20 protein-coding genes are annotated in these 18673 nt (G+C 41.0%); 9 read left to right on the forward strand and 11 right to left on the reverse strand.

Features of this window, described 5'->3' with window-relative positions; translation table 11 throughout:
• Positions 1-7: 7 nt before the first annotated feature.
• The gene (locus tag ACSLBF_RS18950) at positions 8-226 is read left to right on the forward strand and encodes a tautomerase family protein (RefSeq protein WP_440056963.1); all 219 of its coding nucleotides are present in this window, start codon (positions 8-10) and stop codon (positions 224-226) included.
• Positions 227-426: 200 nt separating this feature from the next.
• Here ACSLBF_RS18950 and ACSLBF_RS18955 read toward each other — a convergent pair whose 3' ends face one another.
• Positions 427-1308, reverse strand: a complete 882-nt coding sequence (locus ACSLBF_RS18955; protein ID WP_440056964.1) for a DMT family transporter — start codon at positions 1306-1308, stop codon at positions 427-429.
• A 168-nt stretch (positions 1309-1476) separates the two neighbouring features.
• Between ACSLBF_RS18955 and ACSLBF_RS18960 the strand changes: the two genes are divergently transcribed.
• From ACSLBF_RS18960 to ACSLBF_RS18980, 5 genes are all read left to right on the forward strand, one after another.
• Positions 1477-2493 carry a WD40 repeat domain-containing protein gene (locus ACSLBF_RS18960; protein WP_440056965.1) on the forward strand — a complete coding sequence of 339 codons (1017 nt, stop codon included), beginning with the start codon at positions 1477-1479 and terminating at the stop codon, positions 2491-2493.
• 437 nt (positions 2494-2930) lie between these two features.
• Positions 2931-3452, forward strand: coding sequence for a GNAT family N-acetyltransferase (locus tag ACSLBF_RS18965; protein ID WP_440056966.1), 522 nt, complete (start codon positions 2931-2933; stop codon positions 3450-3452).
• A gap of 123 nt (positions 3453-3575) precedes the next feature.
• A complete protein-coding gene (locus ACSLBF_RS18970) occupies positions 3576-3704 on the forward strand; it encodes a hypothetical protein (RefSeq protein ID WP_440056967.1) in 129 nt (42 codons plus the stop codon).
• Between the two features lie 23 nt (positions 3705-3727).
• On the forward strand, positions 3728-4309 hold the full coding sequence (locus ACSLBF_RS18975) for a GNAT family N-acetyltransferase (RefSeq protein WP_440056968.1): 582 nt from the start codon (positions 3728-3730) through the stop codon (positions 4307-4309).
• Between the two features lie 170 nt (positions 4310-4479).
• A complete protein-coding gene (locus ACSLBF_RS18980) occupies positions 4480-4755 on the forward strand; it encodes a putative quinol monooxygenase (RefSeq protein WP_440056969.1) in 276 nt (91 codons plus the stop codon).
• Positions 4756-5195: 440 nt separating this feature from the next.
• Here ACSLBF_RS18980 and nhaA read toward each other — a convergent pair whose 3' ends face one another.
• The 8 genes from nhaA to ACSLBF_RS19020 form a co-directional block, all read right to left on the reverse strand.
• Complete coding sequence (nhaA, locus tag ACSLBF_RS18985; RefSeq protein ID WP_440056970.1) at positions 5196-6518, reverse strand: Na+/H+ antiporter NhaA; 1323 nt, start codon at positions 6516-6518, stop codon at positions 5196-5198.
• Entirely contained in the window at positions 6505-7503 is a 999-nt protein-coding gene (hflC, locus tag ACSLBF_RS18990; RefSeq protein ID WP_440056971.1) for a protease modulator HflC, read from the reverse strand. Before hflC ends, nhaA begins: the two co-directional genes overlap by 14 nt.
• Positions 7500-8555, reverse strand: a complete 1056-nt coding sequence (gene hflK, locus ACSLBF_RS18995; protein WP_440056972.1) for an FtsH protease activity modulator HflK — start codon at positions 8553-8555, stop codon at positions 7500-7502. The genes hflC and hflK overlap by 4 nt, the downstream gene beginning before the upstream one ends.
• 36 nt (positions 8556-8591) lie before the next feature.
• Positions 8592-9650, reverse strand: coding sequence for an alanine/ornithine racemase family PLP-dependent enzyme (locus ACSLBF_RS19000; RefSeq protein ID WP_440056973.1), 1059 nt, complete (start codon positions 9648-9650; stop codon positions 8592-8594).
• Positions 9647-10843 (reverse strand): DUF1611 domain-containing protein, encoded by a 1197-nt coding sequence (locus tag ACSLBF_RS19005; protein WP_440056974.1) that lies wholly within the window; start codon positions 10841-10843, stop codon positions 9647-9649. Before ACSLBF_RS19005 ends, ACSLBF_RS19000 begins: the two co-directional genes overlap by 4 nt.
• Positions 10844-11247: 404 nt before the next feature.
• Entirely contained in the window at positions 11248-11499 is a 252-nt protein-coding gene (locus ACSLBF_RS19010; RefSeq protein ID WP_440056975.1) for a DUF2999 family protein, read from the reverse strand.
• 12 nt (positions 11500-11511) lie between these two features.
• A complete protein-coding gene (locus ACSLBF_RS19015) occupies positions 11512-12711 on the reverse strand; it encodes an RsmB/NOP family class I SAM-dependent RNA methyltransferase (protein ID WP_440056976.1) in 1200 nt (399 codons plus the stop codon).
• Between the two features lie 339 nt (positions 12712-13050).
• Positions 13051-14475, reverse strand: a complete 1425-nt coding sequence (locus ACSLBF_RS19020) for a chitinase (RefSeq protein WP_440057042.1) — start codon at positions 14473-14475, stop codon at positions 13051-13053.
• 274 nt (positions 14476-14749) lie between these two features.
• On the opposite strand from ACSLBF_RS19020, the gene ACSLBF_RS19025 reads away from it, so the two are divergent.
• From ACSLBF_RS19025 to ACSLBF_RS19035, 3 genes are read left to right on the forward strand one after another with little or no spacing between them, the layout of a single operon-like run.
• Positions 14750-15307, forward strand: a complete 558-nt coding sequence (locus ACSLBF_RS19025; protein ID WP_440056977.1) for a GNAT family N-acetyltransferase — start codon at positions 14750-14752, stop codon at positions 15305-15307.
• 1 nt (position 15308) lies between these two features.
• Positions 15309-16643: an NAD(P)/FAD-dependent oxidoreductase gene (locus ACSLBF_RS19030; RefSeq protein ID WP_440057043.1), complete on the forward strand. Its 1335-nt coding sequence runs from the start codon at positions 15309-15311 to the stop codon at positions 16641-16643.
• Positions 16643-17164, forward strand: coding sequence for an N-acetyltransferase family protein (locus tag ACSLBF_RS19035; protein ID WP_440056978.1), 522 nt, complete (start codon positions 16643-16645; stop codon positions 17162-17164). The genes ACSLBF_RS19030 and ACSLBF_RS19035 overlap by 1 nt, the downstream gene beginning before the upstream one ends.
• A 1-nt stretch (position 17165) precedes the next feature.
• Here ACSLBF_RS19035 and ACSLBF_RS19040 read toward each other — a convergent pair whose 3' ends face one another.
• Together ACSLBF_RS19040 and ACSLBF_RS19045 are read right to left on the reverse strand one after the other, a co-directional pair.
• Entirely contained in the window at positions 17166-17858 is a 693-nt protein-coding gene (locus tag ACSLBF_RS19040) for an SDR family oxidoreductase (RefSeq protein ID WP_440056979.1), read from the reverse strand.
• A 231-nt stretch (positions 17859-18089) separates the two neighbouring features.
• Complete coding sequence (locus ACSLBF_RS19045; RefSeq protein ID WP_440056980.1) at positions 18090-18470, reverse strand: STAS/SEC14 domain-containing protein; 381 nt, start codon at positions 18468-18470, stop codon at positions 18090-18092.
• Positions 18471-18673 lie beyond the last annotated feature (203 nt).

The following is an 18673-nucleotide window of genomic DNA, read 5'->3' on the forward strand; positions in this document are numbered from 1 at the left end:
ATTAAATATGCCATATATCAACATTCGCATCACCGACGAACCCATCAGCAATGAGCAAAAGCAAGCGCTCATTAAAGGCACCACACAATTGATGGTTGATGTTTTAGATAAAAAGCCAGAAACGACATTTGTGTTAATTGAGCAGATAAGCACTGACAATTGGGGAATAGGATTCGAACAGGTTACGGAAATTAAGAAGAAATTCACTAACCTGAACGCGGGATAATGGATATAGAAAGGTCAATTTAATCAAAACATTAACCAACTCAATCATACGGTGCTACTATTTTTATGTAGTACAAGACGAATTCAACGCTGAAATACGTAAAAAGAGTCGCGCTGTAGCATGTCGCTTATCCTAGGTTCAGGTTCACTAAATAGCAGTGAAAAAAAAGAGAGGCTCTACGCCTCTCCAACCCATATCAACTAGGAAACTGCAGATTTAGGAAGCCGTAATTTACCCACCACACTGGTTACAAAACACACCCCCAGCAGTACCAGCATTCCACCCAATATGGTATTTATCCCAATAACTTCATCTAAGAATATGTGACCCCAGACAATACCAAAAATGGGGATAAGAAAAGTCACGGTGAGCGCGGAAGATGGTCCCATCTCCTCTACCAAATTAAAGTAAAGAATATGGGCGACACCGGTACATATTACCCCAAGGATCAACACCGCAGTGATAATAGAAACCGTAGGTGGTTCATTGATGGGCATAAATAATGTGAAAGGTAGCACAAAAATAACCGAGCTCCATAGGCTACCATGAGCATACGTGAATGGCGGCAACTGAGGTGCCTTCTTTACATAGTGTGAGACTATGCCAAAACAGCATGGTGATAAGATTGCTGCAAGTAGCGGTAGTGCGTTGGCCGCAGTGAGGTTTGTGCTGTCAAAGCCAACCAACGTCACTACCCCCGCTACTCCAAGCCCACAACCTACCCATACTGCTGGTTTGACCCGAGTTTTAAACCAAATAACTCCGACAATCACGCCCCAAATAGGCGCTGTAGAATTCAAGATGGCTAACAAGGAGGCATCTAAAGTTTGCGCTGCATAAGCCACTAAAAGGAAAGGTAAAGCCGAGCTAAAAAGCCCCATAATAAAGAAGTGCTTTTTATACTTCATAAACTCCAGTTTGCGTTTGAGTACCCAACCCACGGTCGCTAAAGTCAATGCACCCAATAGTACACGCACTTCAATCAATACAGCTGGACCAAGTACACCTGCGGCAACTTTCATAAATAAAAATGAAGCGCCCCAGATAGCTCCGAGTAGAATCAAGGTTAAGATACCTTTCACTAGTTTGCTCCTCTAAAAAACTAAACTCTTTAAGCTTATTAACCGATAACGAAAGTAGGATAAATCAGAGGGTGTGGAAAAAATGTTGACTTCAGATGTTTTTTTGCGTTTAGCTGAGGCTAAATGAGAAAAAGTTTGTGTTTTTTCGCCGCGCGGGGTTATTTAATCATGTATCAACAGATAACGATTCAATTTTCTAGGTACTTGCTCGTTACAGCCAGTGTGATACTACTCAGCGCGTGTAGCCCAAAAATAGAAACTGAGCCTTCAGTTCAGCACCAACTGATTGAGGAATCCATTGTTCAGGCCCAATTTAATCATGATGCAAGCCAAGTTTGGTTGATGCTAAATGACCACCTCATCCAAATTTGGGACACCCAAACTTTTCAAAAAATACAACAAATTGACGGGAGTAAATTCTCGCTTTCTTTTCAGCACGCCGACTTTGCGGGAGATAATACCCAACTTCTTACCAGTGCAGGAAATACGCTAATTTGGTGGGATCTCGCCAATGGTGCAATTATTAAACAGCACCCCTTGCCTGAAGTTGAAACATACATTCAAATCACGTCGTTAGCTTGGTCCACCGATAAACATAAAGTTGCTGTGGGATACAATGATGGGCGTTTAATGGTATTTGACTTTGCCAGCAATACATTTTCTAGCCAACACGTTCACGATAGCAGTATCACCCGTCTGCATTTCAGTGATGATGGTACAAAACTCTTGTCAGCAAGCTTAGACGGTAACGTCAACTATTTAACTAGCAATGAACTACAGGTCATCAAGAATGTTGCATTTAATAACCGCATTACTAGCTTAGCCGTCAATCATAACGTGGACACGATTTTCGTTTCAGACGCACTCAACACCCAACAAATCATCTTTCTCAATAGTGATAAACCGCCTGTAAAGCTGCACTATCCGCAGCGCTTTAAGTTTTTCCGCGAAGCCGTTTTTCTGCCCGATGGACAGCATTTGTTAACCACAACCTCAAAATCACCTATGTCGATTTGGGACATTAATACTGGGAAAGAATTGATCAGTTGGCCGATAGAGCAAAAAAGCATGGGCAGCACAGTTTACTCAGCACGTATCTCCAGTACTAATGTACTGTCTACCATCAGCTCAGATGCAGTGTTAGAGAAGTGGCCGTTAACGCCGCTTCTGTTCGAACATAAATAATCAACAGTATAAGACTGGTATTAAATACGATAATCGCAATAATCACTGCTCTTGCAATGCGCCAGATACAGAAACCGGGATATCGCTTTTTGCGCTAATACTCGATTACTATTACTGCGTTCAAGGTTTTACAGAAGTACTACGCTGAATTCATAATCTATTGTTTACACGCCTCTTTTATCGTGTAAATATCGACTTCCAAACATGACGTTACTATCACCCAGTTAATACCGACTAGTCTTAAGTCTTTTTATGGCTGCTTTGAGATGCTTGCCTCTAAGTCATTTAATAATGTAAATTTCGAAGCATTGTTGGGTAAATTTGCTTATTTGCAGTTTAGATTAATTAATGTGGCTTTTGATAGTACTAACAATGTCAGCATATTAAACACACTAATGTCTGACTACAGGGCTGTGTAGTTACCAATAAGGAATATCATGATACCTACCATTGAATCTGAACGATTAAGACTCGTTCCGCCTAGCATGGAGTGTTTTGAAGTATACGAAAATTTTTACACCGATGCTGAAGCTTCAAAGGCATACGGTGGTCCGATAGGAAAAGAGCAAGTTTGGGCCAGATTAAAGGCAGATCTAGGGTCTTGGCATTTGCTGGGATTTGGTGTTTGGGTGATCCAGTTAAAATCCGACAACAGTTATGTTGGCACATGTGGTTTTTGGCAAGGTAAAGAATGGCCTACAGAGTTAACTTGGTGGGTGTCGCCAGAAGGGCGTGGCAAAGGCATCGCCACAGAAGCCTCAAATGCCGCCTTGCTACATGCATATAACGAATTTAACTGGAAATCCGTTGAAACCTACATGAATGATGAAAACCTTGCCGCACGCGCTTTGGTTGAGAAACTAGGTGGCGTTAAAATTAACAGGAAGGTCTTTAACGATGGGCTCAGCAGAGATATCTATACAATACCTAAACCGACTCAGACCAAGAGCGGTGAATAAGCTGCCTACTCTAAAGTGATGAAAATATCGTCGCTAACTAGACGGAGCACTCTACTGCTATTTAAAAGTAGATCTAACGAGATAGACACGCGTTATGGAAACTGAGCTTTAGGTAACAAGCAAATGGAATTGGCGCTAAAGCTTAAAGGCTATGACTACAAATTTGAATTTGGCTCTGAAGGACACAACTTAATTCATGGTGCAGCGCTACTTGAATCATCTATTCGATGGTTATTTGGCAATCCAACCTAACAAGCTAATCTAGTGAGATTAACATGTTGATCAAAAAACAAAAATTAGAAGGTACGTACGTGGTTCTTGAGCCACTTGAAGAATGCCATATCGAGCCTTTAAAAGACGCGGTACTAGATGGTGAAGCATGGAAATTGTGGTTTGCTAACGTACCTTCAACCGAAGAAATGGCTGGCTACGTCAGCCATGCCATTGCAGAAATGGAACATGGCAATATCGCTTATGCAGTAAGATCAAAGTCTACTGGTAACGTGGTTGGCACCACCCGCTATTACCACGTTGACCATGCCAACAGACGAGCAATGGTTGGATACACTTGGTATGCTGATTCTGCCAAACGAACACCGATTAACACCGAGTGCAAGCTACTGCTATTAAGCAACCTCTTTGAGCAATCACAAGCCATTGCTGTTGAATTTAGAACACACTTTTTTAACCATGCTTCTCGAAATGCCATTGAGCGATTGGGAGCCAAGCTAGATGGTATTTTGAGAAATCACCAAATTATGAAAGATGGTTCGTATCGAGACACTGTCGTTTACTCTATCATAGCTAGCGAATGGCCAGCAGCTAAAAGCAACCTATTGAGTAAGCTGGCCCCGTAATTTGGGACAGTACCTCTCCTTTACTTTTCCAAACATGACAACTGACTAAGTTCAGTTCGATGGTTTGATACACAAGTAAAGTGAGACCTAATACAACGAGCTTTTTTGCTAACTTAGTAAAAATCCCCGCACCTCTGTCATTTAGCTGCGTATACGCAATAAGGAAATTTATGTCAAAAGTAACACTAAAAGGCTTTATTTTAGTTCCGGTATCCGACCTTGAAATAGTCAAACGTGAGTTGCTAAATCATACACGGCTTACTCTAGAGGAGCCGGGCTGTATTACATTCAGCGTGACTGAAAGCTCAGAAAACCCGCTTCGTTTTGATGTTTATGAAGAATTTAAAGATAAACATGCTTTTGAGTATCACCAAAAAAGAGTCAAAGCATCAAATTGGGGAAAAGTAACCGTTAATGTTGCGCGCCACTATGAGATCATTGAATAACGTTGTGACAAAACGAACGAAAAAATTAAGCTCTTGTATGCGCAAATAACTATGATGTGAATAAGTCTCACCTTGATCGATCAGACTCGAATAATAGAATTAAATCGAATATGACCGTCGCATATATGCCATTGAGAGACGCTCGGACTAACTCGTTTATGCCCCATTGTGAGTTAACGTGAATGCTAAAAAGGTCTACTTTAAGTAAAAAGTAGTCATTTAAATTTTAAAAAATCGCTTAATTTAGTTTCAAAAAAATTCTTAATGAAATAAAAGTAATGTGGTAAATCTCAGTGCTCAGATTTGAAGCTTTCTTGTAAAAGGCTAAAACTTACTCATTTGAGGTTCATCTCAGAAGCACTAATTTCATCAGTTCTAGAGAACTGAGAATTTTGTCCCAGACAACCTAACTGTTAAAATAACATCGCTTGTTTCCCTCGTCACAAGCGTGTCCTAAACTTTAAAAACAAGCAGCCAATAAAGGCTGATGTGATTGACGCTATAATTATGGCGAGTTTTGCAGTTGTTACATAGGTTGCTTGTAATGCTAAATCGGCTATAAACAATGCCATAGTAAAACTAATCCCTGCTAGTAAACTTCCACCAAATAGCATGTGCCAATTCAAGCTTTCTGGTAAGACTGCAATACGTGTTTTGACAGCAAACCAACTAAATAAAATTATTCCAAGAGGTTTACCAAGTACTAAGCTTATAAATATAGTAATTGCTAGAAAATCAAAAGTATTAGCTTCTTTTATAATAATTCCAGCATTTGATAATGCAAAAAGCGGCATAATTACAAAACCAACCCATGGGTGCAGAATATTCTCTAGCCGTTCAACAGGGGATAGAGCTTCTCTTGCTGCTGCTTCAGCAGTTTTTAAAGCTTGTTTGTATGGAACACTACCTTCACTCATTTGTGATAAAGGGTATGAAGTAATAAATGTTATTATGCTGTGTAAACGTTCGTTATCAACCCATTTTACTGTTGGAGTCATAAGCCCGAGGATTACGCCTGCAATAGTAGGGTGAAAGCCTGACGAATCGATAGCTAACCATATCACCCCACCAATTGCCAAATATATCAAAAAGCTTCTAATGCCCACATGAGCCATTGCTTTCACAATGATTAAACCAACAACAGCAAAACCAATGTATATCCAGTCAATTGTGCTGCTATAACCAATTGCGACAGCTAAAATCGCACCAATATCATCGACCACAGCAAGGGACAGCATAAATACCCTTAATACCTTTGGAATGCTTTTACCAAGTAATGCTAAACACCCTAAAACAAAAGCTGTATCAGTCGACATAACCACACCCCAACCATTTAAGGAGGGGGTATCAGATTGTAGTACCGCAAAAATCAATACAGGAACAACCATGCCACCAATGGCAGCAGAAATTGAGAGCATAGCCAATTTTGGGCTACTCAACTCACCTAGAATAAGTTCTCTTTTTAGTTCTAGTGCGACTAAAAAGAAAAATATGGTCATGGCACCATCGTTTATCCATTTATGTATAGAACGCTTAAGCTCGATTTCACCAAAGCTGAAACCAACTGGAGTTGCCCAAAATTGAAAATATGGCTCGCTAAAACTAGAATTCGCAAAAATTACTGCCATAAATGTTGCAATCAAAAGGGCGCCACCTGATGCAGTCTCAATTTTTATAAATCGAGTAACAGGTTTTACGAACCAATCTATATGTACTTTAGGTAGTTCTTCACTTTGAATTTGCTTACCTTTAGTGGTTCGCATTTTGAGGCGTATTCACAGAGTTGTTTAAGTTCGTTTTATCTAGAAATTTAAAAAGCTCATTATTTGATGAAAGAACAAGTGTTGTATCTTCAGAAATAATGGACGGGTAAGACGCCATTGTGCGGGTAAATGCATAAAAGGCGATAGCTTCAGGTGCTTGATTGTAAGCCTGTGCATAAATTTGTGCAGCTAAGGCATCAGCTTTTCCTCTGATCTCCTCTACTTGCTGATAAGCTTCTGATTGAATTTTATTTAGGTCTCTGACTCTATCTCCCCGAATTCTGGCAGCTTCGCCATTACCCTCTGATAAGAAACGCTCTGCTATTTGCCTTCTTTCACTTATCATGCGCTCATAGATCTTTGGACGAACGCTAGCATTGTAGTTAATTCTTTTGAATCGGATATCTAACAGCTCGATCCCAAATACTGACACTTTCTGTGAAGCAGAATCAAATATCTCTTGCTCTACAAATTTTCGACCTCTCTTTATTGGTACCAAAGTGCCAATTTTTAGCTCTTCTTCAAAGGTACTTAATAATCCTTCCCTTAATGCGATTCGCTCTTTATTGGTTCTAATAATTTCAATAAGTTCATGTTTTGCAACGGCATTTCGAGTTTCACTTCCTAAAATATCATCTAACCTAGACTGGGCACTGTGCTCATCTTTCAATCTAAGAAAATACTGTAAGGGATCAACAATTCGCCATCTTGCAAACAAATCTACTGAAATATAAAGTTTATCTTTTGTAGGCATATCTGATGGCCTGCCATCCCATTCTAAAACACGTTTATCCATTACATTTATCTGTTGAACAAATGGGATTTTTATATTTAGACCTGCATTGGTTATTGGTTCACCAATAGGCTTACCAAACTGAGTGATAATTACTTGCTCGACCTCACTGACGGTGTATAGGCTATTTCTTGCAAAGATAAACACAACCACGGCTATAAAAATTGTTGAAAATCTGAGTAGGTTATTCACTTTGGCTCTCCTAGTTTTGAATTACCAAAGTGCAATAGTGGCAATACGTTATGTTCAGTGTGATTAAGAATAATTTTTGAGTGAATATTTGGGAGCACTTGTTCCATTGTCTCTAGATATATCCTTTTTACAGTGACTTCTGGCGCCTTTAGATATTCAATGTAGAGCGCCTGAAAGCGTGCTGCATCGCCCTTGGCTTCATTTATGCGCTTTAATCTATAACCATCAGCTTCTCTTATCCTTTGGTCTTTTTCACCCAAAGCTAGTGGGATCACTTTGTTATAATCACGACGCGCTTCATTGATAAATTTTTCTTTTTCTTGCTGAGCTTGATTTACTTCGTTAAAGGAGGCTTGGACAGGTTGTGGTGGATTTATATTTTTCAGTTGGACTTGGTCAATTCTAATACCCATTGCATATTTTGTTGAAAGAGCCTGCATTTTGCTTAATGCCTCAGATTCTATCTCTTGCCTGCCTATCGTGATGACTTCATCAACGGTTCTATCACCAACGACTTCTCTCATAACCGATTCGGAGACATATCTTAATGTCTCAGAGGGCTCTCTAACTTCGAACAGGAATTTAGTTGGTGCATCAATACGATATTGAACCACCCATTCAACAAGTGCTGCGTTTAAATCACCTGTTACCATCTGTGTTTCTTTTAAACCTAGAGAGTGTCGTGATGGTTGATTGCGCTGATCATTATTACTGGTTGAAAACCCGAACTCTTGTTTGAGTTGCCGTTTAACTGCGACGATGGTTGATATATCAATATTTAAAGGTAGTTTAAAGTGCAAACCTGGCTGTTCAATGTGTGAGAACCTTCCGAATCGTTGGATAACAGCGACGGAATCACTAGGTACGGTGTAAATTGAACTCCATAGACTTAATAAAACGATAAATATAGATAAAATAAGCACAAAAGTAACTGGTTTTTTATCTGGGGTGTTGTTTATAGAATTGAAAAACGTCTTAAAGAGCTTATTTAGAATTGGTGGTGATTTATTTCCACCACCCCAAGGGTTGTGATTGGTTGATAATTGCTTCATTGTAAAAGTGCTCCAAGTTGAATAGCTTTAGTTTTGCTAAGTAAAATACTTTTTTACGAACGGTGAGGTCATTGCGGACAATAACCCTACATAGTCAATTTTAAATTCAATTTCCTGTCCTATTTCCAAAGGCGTGTTATTGCTTTCAATTACAATATGATCACTGCTAGCCGATATGATTGTTAATCCCTCTGGAGAGATTAATCCATGAGGGTCAACATCCTGCCTACCTAAGGCAAGTATTGCTTGGGCAACGTCACCTCTATCAATAATGTCATCTTGTTCTCCAAAAGCATTTTTATGACGCTTGCCCCAAGGAACGGATGGTTTTTGATTAGATTCAATCACTTCAACAATGAGTTTTACTGTGTCAGTATGTGCGCCGCTAATACGGCGTTTATTGAGCGCTTCTACTCCAAAATAAATAGACTCACCCAACCGTAATTGATTTATACGTTCGATATTTTCTGAACTAAACGCCCACAATAAATTTGCTGAATTTCCGCCTGAAATAATGTCTAGCTTAAGTTTAAAGTGCGTTTCTATATCAGAGGCTAATTTGACCAAATATTTCATATTGTGGTTGTCGGGTGCGATACCATATCTACATGCCAAATTAGCACCAATGCCTTGTAAACTGATGTTTGATAATGAACGTGTTTCTTTGATTATCTCAATAAGATGGTGTGGCATAACACCTTCTCTTAGATCGCCAAGCTCTACCATGATTATGACTTGGTGGAATACTCCGAGCTTTTTTGCGGATGCAGAAAGCGCTTGTATGGTAGAAATCTCTGTATTCAGGCTTATATTACAGTTCAGCAAAACCCGTTCTAATTGACTCAACATCGGAGGTCTTATCAACATTATGGGCACTGAAATACCGGCTCGTCGCATTCTTTCAATATTTTCAATTCTTGAATCGGCTAGGATAGTTGCACCTGCATCTATTAAGAGCCGAGCAATAACTGGGTGACCCATAAATACTTTAGTAACAGCCACAACATCGATTGCTAGAGGTTTGAGCATTTTTATTAACAGCGCTGCATTTTCTGCTATTTTGTTACCGTCAATTTGCAGCCGAGGATTACTCATTGTAGTGTAGGTATTTTTATTCTGAGATGAGGAAACTCTATTAATATCATTTGAACTAAAAACATACTTGAGCGGCTTAATGCATCAGTTACGGGGACCGAGAAATCTTTAGAGTAACGGTATGTATATTCTTCGAGATCCATTTCATCCATTGCTTCATGGTTAATACATATGCCGATAACCTTTGTTTTCGCAAAGCTTTCAATCAACTCTATTTCAGATGAAAGCTTAGGCATTGGCATATCCTTAAAATCGACCCGCCCTTTCCTATGCGGTGCGTGTTGCAAGATGACAGCATGAGGTGCACTTCCTCTTAAGATCATTGCACTGGTCGAAAATGCGGGATGACTTAAAGCGCCTTGACCTTCAATTATGATGATATCGGGCTGTTCAATTTTATAAGCACGATGGATGACAGCTTCTAGTTCTCCAGGGCAAAATTGAGCAGGTATAGAATCCATAACTAAACCATATGGGCTACCTTGAATAATACCGGTTTGACCTGTTGCAATGAAGACGACTTTTAAGCCATATCTTGTCAGCGCATTACTTAATGTTACTGCTGTGGTGCGTTTTCCTATTGTACAATCCGTTCCCATGATAGCAACTCTTGGGCAGAGAACTTCCTTAAGAATATTTCTAAAAACTTGTAGTTTGCTTTTATTTACGGGTCTTCTGATGTCATAAAGTGAAACACCATATTTTTTGCTTGCAGCTATGAATTCAGGGTCATCGCTTAAGTATTGATGCAATCCATTGACTATATTCATACCACATGCAATAGCTTCTAACATAACTTGACGGTCTATAGTGGATAACAAACCATTTGAATGCGCTAAACCGTAAATGAAAAAGTTGACAGGTTCATTTGCCATTTGAAATGCTTCATTTAAGCTTGAGTAAATCGCGATGCCATTTCTTTTATTATCTAAAACATACCCAGAGTCTAAACCAGCCATTTCGCTATCAATGACGGAGAGTATTCTAAAGTTAGATGATTGTCTTATAAGCCCATTCGCTGTTTTACCATCACTTTTCGTGAAATTAGCTTCACAATAAATAATCGCAGTTGGAACAACATCTAGCTCCATGAAAGAGTTAAGTTGAGGCTCTTTAACTTGATTTTGCTCGTTATTGTATACGGGAGACTGCTGAGAGAAAGGCACTTCTACCTTGAGTGACTTTTTATTCATGATAACACCTCTAATGTAGAAATTACTTAGAGGGCAATTTGTGCATGCCGAAGCGCCAAATCGGGAGAGGTACAAGTAGTCCCCACTAAGTTAGTTGGGGAAGTTTACATTAGTCTACTTTTCACACAGAAGATAGATAAAAGTCAAATTTAATTATATTTAAAATTTAATCTTATGAATTAAAAGTAGTAATTAGAGTTGTTTGTTAGAGTGGGTTAGTGCGCAGCGAACGGCTTACTTTCAAAAGCAGACATAGAGGAGCATTTTTAACCTATGTCTGCTACTGGCACAGAGTCGCCCGCCGACTCTAACTTACAATTGTCCAGATATGAGCTACTACATATGATGAAACAGTGAAAATAAACGTTCCTCTTTCACTGTTACTACGGGGTTTATGAAGATACTTATTGATCCAACTTCGCTTTTGCGGCTTCGACTTTAGAAAAATCTAAGCCAAGCTCTTCAACCGCTTCTCTGATCAGGTTAGGATTCTGCATCACCAACCCCATCAATTGCTGTAGTTTTTCCGGTGGAATACCTAATTGACTTATCGTCGCCATTGCCATCATCGGGTTTTCTGTAAGCTGAGCAAATACAGATTGAATTTGCTCATCAGAAATTTGTTGCTCTTTCAATAAAGCGATTATTGGATTCATTGTACTTCCTAATTAATTTTTTCTGACTAATCTTGCCGCATAGAAACCGTCAAATTCAGAGCTAATTCCTGGCAATAGCGTCATCGACTCTTCTAATTCCCAATTTGGATTATTCTCTAAAAACCGTTCAACCTGATGTTCATTCTCGGCTGGTAAAATCGAGCAAGTCGCATAGACTAATTTGCCACCGACGTTACACATTTGACTGTAACGTTGCAGAATTTCGGTTTGTAAGGCTATTAATGTGTCTATATTTTCTAAATTCAAGTGCCATTTGGTATCAGGGTTACGACGCAACACGCCCAATCCCGAGCAAGGCACATCTAATAACACCCTATCAAACTTGTCTTTTTGCCTTTTTACTGTTTTGCTACTCTGAATTGCTCGAGTTTCTATAACATGAACACCCGCGCGTTTTGCTCTTTGTTTTAAGGTATCGAGTTTATGTTCATGGATGTCCATCGCCAGTAGACGACCACGATTTTCCATCAACGCAGCAAGATGTAGTGTTTTCCCACCAGCACCTGCGCAAGCATCTACGACTTTTTGGCCCGGTTTAACCTGTAAAAAAGGCACTATTTGCTGTGATCCGGCGTCTTGCATCTCAAAAAAGCCAGACTGGAATGCCGATGATCTAAACAAGTGACTATTCGATTCCACCTTAAGCGCTGAATGAGAAGGAAGTGCTATTTCTACAACCTGTATGTTGTCTTTAGCTAATAATGCAATGACCTCTGGCAAGGTAGTTTTTAGTGTATTAACCCGTAAATACTGCTCGGCAGGTTGGTTCAAAGCAGCGGCAATAACAGGCCATTGTTCACCGATTTGCTGCTCACATAACTCATAAAGCCAGTTTGGGTAAGAAAGCTTTAAGTCTGCTTCAGCTCGAGCAATCGATGACTGCATCGATTGTTCATCAATTTCGCTATGATCAAACCATTCAGGCCAAGTCTGACCTACTATCAAGCTACATGCAGCCCACTTGGCTATGCTTTCGGAACCAAACGAGTGATGTTCAAGCAAGTAATCAATAAGCCTTCTAAAACGCACCATATGGTAAAAGTTAACTACGACATATTGGCGTTCATCCAGCTCCCAATGGGGGTTACTTTGCAGTAATTGAGTCAATAGTTTATCGGAATGAAGATTTGGATTGTAGGTTTGCTCGACACACTCGCACAAAGCAAGGATCAGTTGGCGTGTAATTGGCACAAGGCACTCTCAGGTTAAGAAATTAACCGTGTAATTCTAACTCGCAACAGCGTTGCCAGCAAATAAAGTGATACACCTTTGCTCTCTATCCTCATGAGACTTACTCGAAAAGTTGAATGAATCGTTATTACGCTGTGAGATGCAGAGAACGTCTATGCACACCAAGCCACAATAGTAAAATGACTTCACGTTATCAGAACCGCTGGCTAGTCGCCTTCCATACAAAGAAGGGGTAAATCGGATAACTCAAATCGTCCCGAATCACTGGTCAACTGCTATTTTGGTCAAATCAAAAAGCCGCTTCACCGCGGCTTTTTGATTGTTAATAAATAGAAAACTTTATTTTTTTAATGCCCAAGGGCTAGCACCACCTTCAACCGGAGTATCGCCTCTAGTCCACCACTTAGCTTGCCAGACTTTACCGTTGTAACTGGCTTCATCACCTTTTAAATACACCTTACCAGCATCCCATGCCGCAACGCCCCCGACGGGTGGTTCGTCATCAGGAATGTCCAACTCCGCGACTACGCGCACATTAGGCCAGCTTGCGTGAGATTGATAAAAGTTAGTTACACACTTTTCATAATCGCCGGGAACAAGTGCAGAATAAGCCGTTTGATAACCAACTAATTTACACTCAAACGAGTAGCCCCCAGGACGGTCCGCATAATATGCCCAATCCCCTTCCCAATTGGTATACAACACATCAGTCGCACCGTTTAAGTTCAAACTACCAAAAGGTGTTTGCTGCCAACAAGTGTTCTCTTCATCCGCTTCTATATTAATGTTGTAGTAGCTGGATAAGCCTTCCCAATAACGAATTCGATTAACTGGTTGACCTTTGTTTTTATTTTGCTCACCGCACTCAATCCCACCGTTGATAATATTGATCGTCGTACCAAAACCATAACCAATACCAGCATCGATTTCACGCTGAGACGGTACCCAAGTTCTGTCTATAACATGCAACATGGCTGGTTTTGGCGCTTGCGGTGTTAAAAAGAACCAAATCGCCGATGCCAAATTTAGCCATGAGTCAGCCACTAAACCTGGATTGTTAAGCAACACAGTGGCATCACCATCGAACATTACTTCCGAAAAAGCCCCATAGTTGAAATGATATGAAAGTTGCTTAGCGCCACGACCAAAATATCCTTTTCCTTCACCGCATGGCCAACGCCGGTTTTGCCAATCGTTGCTACCGCAGCCCGTGGTGTAACCAGCCTGCCCTTCTGACCAGCCCATCTCACGCACATGCACCAAAGCTTGTTGCCATTCTTCTAATCCTTGTGGATTATCAGAAACATTGTCTTTTGAGATGTGCCCGCCAGTTTCTTGTGCAAAGTGGGCGAATGCCGTCACGATAGAGCGTTTACAAATCGCATCAGAGTCACGACCATCCGTGTAGGTACCACAGAACGCAGGAAATTTACCAATCGCTTTGAGAAAACGTGTGTAGGTATATTCCGGTGCTGCCATTTGGGTTAAAAAATTCCATTCTTGTTGGCCAAAAACACGCTCCGCACGTTTCACGTTTTCGGGGTTAGCGGCGAGTCCAGGCGCAATTGCTTCAACAATTGCATTGTCGGTGGTTTCTAATGCTTTAGCCCAAGCAGCATACATGGTATCAGCAGTTTTCGCGTCTCTTGCTGCATCAATTTCCGCTTGAGCAACGACGTAACCGCCGGGATTTTCTGGGTCGGGTTGTGGATTCATCGCAGCAACTTGGTATGACGCCAAAATTCCCGCACACAACACTGTCATTTTGTTTAGTTTCATAATAGACCTTTACATGTTTGTTAGTGAACCAAATACGGAACATCTAGTTAACAACTATTACACAATGACATCGCTGTCAACCGTTAAATTGTTAACTCTGGATCACAAAGTTCCGTAAAATAGCCTTGTGTCTACCACTATGAATTTGATTATGTTAATTTATTCAAAATGTTACGACACACTGAAAATATACGCGGTATTTTGTTGAGTGACTGTCGTGATAGCGCAAAAATAATGCTCATCAATGCAGGTTCCTACCATGAAGATAATCCCTTTAGCCCCCGAACACTTTGATCAAGTTATCCCTCTTGCCAATTTGGTACATGGCGATAATTATCTTGACCAAAAAAGCATATCGGAAATGTACAAAAAAGGACTGAAAAGCGATATCAATGCGTCTTTTGTTGCGTTAGATGAAACTGGTAAGTTACTCGGATTTAGAACAAGTTATGCACCCGGGCAGTGGTTAATCGACAAGTGGTGTTCTCCTGATTTGTGGCCAGTTAAACAAGGTGAAATGGCTTATTTTAAATGCATTGCCATTGCGCCTGATGCACAGGGAAAAGGCATCGGCCCAAAACTGCTCCAACATGCAATCGCTGCGCTAAAAGCACAAGGCGCAACAGCTGGTATAGCGCACTTGTGGAAGCAAAGCCCGGGCAATGCCGCCGTTAAATATTTTACCAAAGCAGGTGGCAAGCTAATCAAGGTTCACAATGACAAATGGTTGGATGATTGTCTCTATAATGGCTATGTGTGCACAATCTGCGGAACTGAATGCCATTGCCAAGCCGCCGAAATGGTTATCGAGTTTTAATATGGATAGTTACGATCCCTTAGTTCATCAACACTGTCAAAAGCAAAGTTTTGCGAGCAGTTATTGGGCAGCTACATGTGAGTTAGGCAAGTCTCACCCTCCTGTGAACAGCAATATACATGCTGATATTGCCGTGATTGGTGGTGGCTTCTCTGGACTGTTAACGGCGTACTATCTAGCAACGCAATTTAACCAAGAAGTGGTGCTGTTTGAAGCCAACCAAGTAGGCTTTGGTGCCAGCGCAAGAAATGCAGGCTTTGTTCTACCCAGCTCAGGGCGACTTGGCTATGCTCAGCTTAGTGAGCGCTATGGTTTAGAATGCAGCAAAGGGATTTATCAGGAATATCATCAAGCTGTGGAGCGCGTGAGTGCATTCATTCAAGAGCACAGCATTGACTGCAACGTTCAACAACAAGGCTACCTAAAAGTTGCCCATAACGAAAAAGCTTTTTCGCTGCTCAAAAATCAGGCGGATTATTTAACAAAAACTATGGCCAGTTCAGGCCATACTTTGCTCGACAAACAGCAGCTCGCGGAAAAGTACATGGCTAATAATCAAGCTCATGGTGCACTGCGCTTTGACAACGCATTTGGGATCCATCCGTTGCGGTTATTACTTGGTTATAAACGTATGGCATTAGCCGCTGGGGTCAAAATTTTTGAAAATAGCCTCGTGACTGAGCACAAAGACACAGGACAGACGCAACACCTGCTCGTCAATGGTTTTTCCGTTTCGGTAGAAAAAGTCGCTTATACTGGGAACGCCTATGCTCCCAAGGCCTTTTCGCCACTTACGCATGGCCGATATTTACCTATTCTAAGCAGCATCATCGTTACTCAGCCATTTTCTGATGAGCAGCTGATGCAGTATGGTTTAGCTACTGAGCAAGTGATAATGGATACACGCAGGTTGAAGTACTATTATCGCCGGCTTCCCGATAATCGTATTTTGTTTGGCGGACGTGGAGCCGTATTTGGTAAACACCAAAACGAACCTTGTTACCAAGCAAATTTACAACATGCACTACACGATTGCTTTCCACATCTTAATGCAGAAACAAACTATTTTTGGAGTGGTTATATCGCTGCCGCTTTAGATGATATTCCTCATGTTTATCGCGAAAACAACACCGGCTATATTTTGGGGTATTGCGGTTCAGGCGTTGCCTTTAGTGCCCAGGCAAGCTTGCGGCTAGCTCAACAATTAATGTCTCATCGCACTCCAGAACTACCGATTTATCGAAAACCACTGCCGAAGTTTCCAATGCCTCATTTTCGCAGATACGCTCAGATGGCGTACTACCATTACGCTCAGTTTATGGACAGGTATTATTAGTGGCACCTTTTACCCTTCGTGAAGCAAGCTTGAAAGACTGTGAATTGATAGCTGCGCTAAGTATTCAAGTTTGGCTTGAAACCTATGCCAAAGATGGGATCAAGCCAGAAATAGCACAATACGTGTTAACTGAGTTCACACCAGAGCACTTCGCACACTGTATTCGTAACTCAAATAAACGGATCTTGGTTTGTACTTCAGGTAACTACTTATGCGGCTATGTCATGGTGAACTTAGCCTCTGATTGTGAACTCGGAGATTTTGGATTTGAAGTAGAAAAGTGCTATGTGCATCAAGCTTTTAAAGGACGAGGAATAGGCCAGCAGCTAATGGAAGCAGTAAAAGCTCAGTTTGGCGAGTGCTTTTGGCTATATACTTGGATTGAAAACCAAGCGAACGGTTTTTACCAGCACTTGGGGTACCAGCTCGTGGGCATTCACCGCTTCACTTTCAACCATGTCGAAATCATCAACAATGTGTATGTCAGCGGTTTGCAAACATGTAGTAAGGCTAAGCTGTAACTTACCAAGGTATTGCTTCTCCTTGATAATCATAAAAGCCACCACTTTGCGCGTCGCTAAAATGATCTAAAACACTTTTCAAACCCGTTGCGGATTCCTCGGTGCTAAGCGGTGCATCCGGTCCCCCCATATCCGTTTTTACCCAGCCTGGGTGGAGTGCTGCGGTTCTGATCCCCTCTGGTAGCAAATCATTGGATAGGCTTTTTACGATAGAATTAAGTGCGGCTTTAGTGCAACGATAAATATAACCGCCCCCCTCAGTATTAAGTGTGTTACTCGCGAGTTTCGAAGACAGAACGGCAAAAATTTTATCTTCTCCCTGCATCAAGTGCGTGTAAAACAACTCAGCTAAACGCATTGGTGCTATCACATTGACTTCCAATACTTCTCGCCACTCATCAATATCGACTTCACCAAAGCCGTACTCTTTGGGGCCGTACACCCCTGCATTGTTTAACACTATATCTAATTTAACCGGTGCAAGTTTTTCGCTGAGCTCTTCCATCTGCTCATAGTTAATCATATTCAGCGCAAAAACCTGCAACTCAGGAAATGTCGGCATAAGCTCGTTGAGCTCTGTGGCATACTGCGGCTCTCGACAGGTTGCTATAACATGCCAACCTCCTTGCAAGTAGGTTTTCGTCAAAGCCAAACCGATTCCTCGATTGGCGCCTGTGATTAATATCGTTTTCATTTACACCATCCTTACTTAGCCCTACTTTCGTTGAACGGCAAAATCACCTAAAACCGGATCACATTCAACATAAACAGCATAACCTGTTCCGTTACACTTAAGCCACTTTTAACGCTACTTTATCAGTAGAGTTTTCAACATACGTAAAACGAAAGTAGATTGGTTTATTGCAAATAAAAAGGCGGTAGTGGATTTTTCCTCTACCGCTGGTGATCTTATCTCTACCCTGTATTACACCTTAAGCCATTGCAAAGCCGCATTTTTATCTTCAAAAAACTTCACCTCTCCGGACACGAACCAATTGCCAATAGATGCAGCAACTTTCTGCCAATCTTTATGACCAAAAATTGCGATCTTTTTAAACTCACTACCGTGTTTTAAGCCGAATTTAAAGTCATCCCACAAAGCTCTTGGCTCCCAACCAACAAACTCAGTCCCATCAATGAAGGCATGAATGTTCGGGTTGTCGATAGTATCAATCGCCCGCTCAATCATCGGGATGATCACTTCATAGTCTTTGTGCGTCAATTTACCTGTGGGTTTTAAACAAAAATAAATATCATCGCCGTGACGCTCTGTTCCAACAGAAATGCCATGATAGTAATCGCTCATTTTTGAAGCTCCTGTTCTTTTATAGATCTGATTAATCCTAGCTGGACAATTAGCGAAGCTCCATGACGTCGCTCAACAAAATCTCGCTTTGCTAACTTCAAGCTAAAGACGCAATTAAGCGCATTCAGTACCGACTTGAGCCGATGTTTAATCAAGAAATGTATCACCACGAAGTATATTTCTTACGATCAGTGATGATATTG

The organism is Pseudoalteromonas sp. T1lg65, assembly GCF_051930985.1.
In the GTDB taxonomy this organism is placed as follows: domain Bacteria; phylum Pseudomonadota; class Gammaproteobacteria; order Enterobacterales; family Alteromonadaceae; genus Pseudoalteromonas.

Coding starts and splice junctions, on each gene's coding strand:
- ACSLBF_RS18950 (WP_440056963.1), top strand. CDS start 8: ATGCCATATATCAACATTCGCATCACCGACGAACCCATCAGCAATGAG.
- ACSLBF_RS18960 (WP_440056965.1), top strand. CDS start 1,477: ATGTATCAACAGATAACGATTCAATTTTCTAGGTACTTGCTCGTTACA.
- ACSLBF_RS18965 (WP_440056966.1), top strand. CDS start 2,931: ATGATACCTACCATTGAATCTGAACGATTAAGACTCGTTCCGCCTAGC.
- ACSLBF_RS18970 (WP_440056967.1), top strand. CDS start 3,576: ATGGAATTGGCGCTAAAGCTTAAAGGCTATGACTACAAATTTGAATTT.
- ACSLBF_RS18975 (WP_440056968.1), top strand. CDS start 3,728: ATGTTGATCAAAAAACAAAAATTAGAAGGTACGTACGTGGTTCTTGAG.
- ACSLBF_RS18980 (WP_440056969.1), top strand. CDS start 4,480: ATGTCAAAAGTAACACTAAAAGGCTTTATTTTAGTTCCGGTATCCGAC.
- nhaA (WP_440056970.1), bottom strand. CDS start 6,518: ATGCGAACCACTAAAGGTAAGCAAATTCAAAGTGAAGAACTACCTAAA.
- hflK (WP_440056972.1), bottom strand. CDS start 8,555: ATGAAGCAATTATCAACCAATCACAACCCTTGGGGTGGTGGAAATAAA.
- ACSLBF_RS19000 (WP_440056973.1), bottom strand. CDS start 9,650: ATGAGTAATCCTCGGCTGCAAATTGACGGTAACAAAATAGCAGAAAAT.
- ACSLBF_RS19005 (WP_440056974.1), bottom strand. CDS start 10,843: ATGAATAAAAAGTCACTCAAGGTAGAAGTGCCTTTCTCTCAGCAGTCT.
- ACSLBF_RS19010 (WP_440056975.1), bottom strand. CDS start 11,499: ATGAATCCAATAATCGCTTTATTGAAAGAGCAACAAATTTCTGATGAG.
- ACSLBF_RS19020 (WP_440057042.1), bottom strand. CDS start 14,475: ATGACAGTGTTGTGTGCGGGAATTTTGGCGTCATACCAAGTTGCTGCG.
- ACSLBF_RS19025 (WP_440056977.1), top strand. CDS start 14,750: ATGAAGATAATCCCTTTAGCCCCCGAACACTTTGATCAAGTTATCCCT.
- ACSLBF_RS19030 (WP_440057043.1), top strand. CDS start 15,309: ATGGATAGTTACGATCCCTTAGTTCATCAACACTGTCAAAAGCAAAGT.
- ACSLBF_RS19040 (WP_440056979.1), bottom strand. CDS start 17,858: ATGAAAACGATATTAATCACAGGCGCCAATCGAGGAATCGGTTTGGCT.
- ACSLBF_RS19045 (WP_440056980.1), bottom strand. CDS start 18,470: ATGAGCGATTACTATCATGGCATTTCTGTTGGAACAGAGCGTCACGGC.